The following is a 2766-nucleotide window of genomic DNA, read 5'->3' on the forward strand; positions in this document are numbered from 1 at the left end:
ACAACAATAAATTACACCGTTTTATGGAGTTTTACTCTGTTTTACGAGTCTCCCTAGAGGAACCATCATCGGGAAACTTTGCTTTGCTTGTGTGACGCGATACGCCTGCGGCGTTAAGCAAAGCTTATCGCGTTCTGCTGGCGATAAAGGTAACCAGTCTTGTGCTTGATGCGATCGCCTTAAACTTTCGATTAACTCGTCTTTCCAGCCTACTTCCGTTGAACTGTTGTGAAATGTATTGATATCTGTGTTTGTCATTTCCCAAACTCTTAACAGGTGATAGGGATTTTTTGATTATCCCAAATTTGGTACTCCATCCCTTGTTGATACTCACACTCATTAAAGGATTCTAGGCGTTCATATGAATGATAAAGGACAGCTAAAATTTAGCTGCCCTTGATGTTAAAAATCAAATATTTTAATTATTTATAGCCAGGTCACTTGCGATCGCTCTTCCACCACCCGCTTATACACATCCTCCGTCTGCTTAGCTAATTTAGACCAACTGAAGCGTCTTTCTAAATCTTCATAAGCGTTATCAACCAGCCATTGTCGATAACCTGGATTTTTCAACACTTCCAAAATACCCCAAGCCAGAGAATCGGGATTGTTTTTGTAAGTCACTACACCTGTTTTGGTATGTTGCACCACCTCTGGAAAACCACCTGTATCAGAAACCACAACGGGAACGCGAGAGGCAAAGCTTTCTAATGCAACAATACCAAAGGGTTCATAAAGGCTGGGGAATACAGCACAATCGGCAATGGTTTGGAATTTATCTAAGTACTCATCAGATATAAAACCAGTAAAATAGCACTTATTCCAAATTCCCATATCCCTAGCTTGCTTTTTGAGATGGTCGGTATTACCGCCACCGATAATAACAAATTTAACGTAACCCCCCATTTGGGACAACACTTTGGGAGCAGCACTCAGCAGTAGAGGGACACCTTTTTCATAGGTCATACGACCGACATAGTAAACAATTTTCTCACCATCTTCGGCAAATTGACGGCGAAAATCCAGAGCGTGAAAATCTTGATGGTGCTGTTTTTTTTCTGGTCGGATACCGTTATAGATAACATCAATTTTGTTCCACGGAGAGTGTAACGCCCGTTCTACTTCCCGCCGCATATAGTCAGTGCAAACGATAATTCGCCAAGCGTTGAAAGCAAAAAGTTCTTCTTTGGCATTAATATAACGTTGAATATCAGTGTGAACACCGTTGTAGCGTCCGTATTCAGTTGCGTGAATAGTGGCAATGAGGGGGACTTTGAAGCTGTGCTTGAGGGCGATCGCCGCATCCCCAACAAGCCAATCATGCGCGTGAATAATATCAAACGGTCCTTCCTCCAGCATCAACTTACCGCCGTGATGCCCAAAGCTTTGGTTCAGATTAACAACCCAATGAAAAAAGTCATTACCAGAAGCCACAGGTACACGATGAACCTTGACTCCTTCAACGATTTCATACATCGGTGCTTGACCAAACTCTGGTGTAATCAAGTGGATTTCATGTCCTAACTTGACCAGTTCCGGATATAACTCTCCCACATGACGAGCAATTCCCCCAACTATTCGCGGCGGAAACTCCCAACTTAACACCAATATCTTCATAGACTTATATGCCCAACCCTTTACAAATCTATAATCTTCTACATTTATCTCAAGATACAAGTTTGACTACTATAACAAGTCCCAAAATGGAATTTTTTTGATTTTTTTTAACATTGTTCCGAAAAAAGTAGTGGTAGAAAGACTTTCAAAAGAAAAGTCAGAACTCAAAATTGTTTTTTGGCTCTTGGTTTCTTTATTATCTTGCCCTGTTTTGTGTTAATTCTCTCTCAAGCTGTTGGCGAAAAGCTACCCAAGCTGCTGTGGCTTGTGGATCAGGGGTTGCAGCTTTTTGAAGTAAAATAACGCCATCTCTAAAGTCAATCACTCCGTATTCCTGAGTCTTCGTCAGCTGGTCAAACAGTTGTACGAGTTCCCGTAAAAGATTACGCTCTTCCTTAAATGCTGGTTGATACTGTTTTAACTGCCACAGATCTGCGATCGCATAATCAACTTTCATCACCTGACGTGCATCGTTTCGCAGTTCCAGTGCAGGTAAGCGAATGATTTCCCGGCGACTAGAAAGATGAGGGACAAGGTAAGTGGTTGCAGAGATACTCGCATCTGGTGGAATTTGTGCCAGCATTGGGCGAAACTGCAACACATGACCCCATTGTTGAGGTAAAGACACATACACCAAAGGATTAAACGAATCTGGTAATAAAAAATAAAACGCTCTATTTAAGCTAGAACTACTGGAAGTGAAGGAAAATAGTAAAGAAAGACTCAGACAAACTGCCCAAAAACGGTGAGGCCAGCGCGAGTGACGGGTTTCCAACGCCAGATGCTCCACTTGGAGAGCCAGTGCGTTGCGGTGAATCCAGATGCCAAGTGAGGGAAACCCTCCTCATGCGCACTGGACTCACTGTTCACTGTTCACTGTTCCCTGTTCACTGATTTTGGATACTAAATTCTACAAAGTTTTCAAAATATAGCAGATCTAATAAATGATTTGTGAGAACCTCTATTTATGTCTTTTCTGACCAAAGATTGCGGGGTACCTTTCGGGCGTCTACGTGTCATTTGTGGTTTTTGAAAAAAATATCACAACTCCAATCGAATGATTCTATGAAATCTCTATTTATAGTTTTATAAAAAATATTTGTAAAATCATTAGCTTTTTTTATTTGGAAAACATAGTAATTATTATCT

At 41.2% G+C, this 2766-nt stretch carries 3 protein-coding genes; all 3 read right to left on the minus strand.

Going from position 1 to position 2766, the window contains the following annotated elements; all coding sequences use genetic code 11:
• Positions 1–21 precede the first annotated feature (21 nt).
• Positions 22–258 carry a hypothetical protein gene (locus DP116_RS27700; protein ID WP_211173551.1) on the minus strand — a complete coding sequence of 79 codons (237 nt, stop codon included), beginning with the start codon at positions 256–258 and terminating at the stop codon, positions 22–24.
• 168 nt (positions 259–426) lie between these two features.
• Positions 427–1617, minus strand: coding sequence for a glycosyltransferase family 4 protein (locus tag DP116_RS27705; RefSeq protein ID WP_169158180.1), 1191 nt, complete (start codon positions 1615–1617; stop codon positions 427–429).
• Between the two features lie 196 nt (positions 1618–1813).
• Positions 1814–2440, minus strand: a complete 627-nt coding sequence (locus DP116_RS27710; RefSeq protein WP_169158181.1) for a DUF2079 domain-containing protein — start codon at positions 2438–2440, stop codon at positions 1814–1816.
• Between the last annotated feature and the right edge of the window lie 326 nt (positions 2441–2766).

The organism is Brasilonema bromeliae SPC951 (assembly GCF_012912135.1).
Taxonomy (GTDB): Bacteria; Cyanobacteriota; Cyanobacteriia; order Cyanobacteriales; family Nostocaceae; genus Brasilonema; species Brasilonema bromeliae.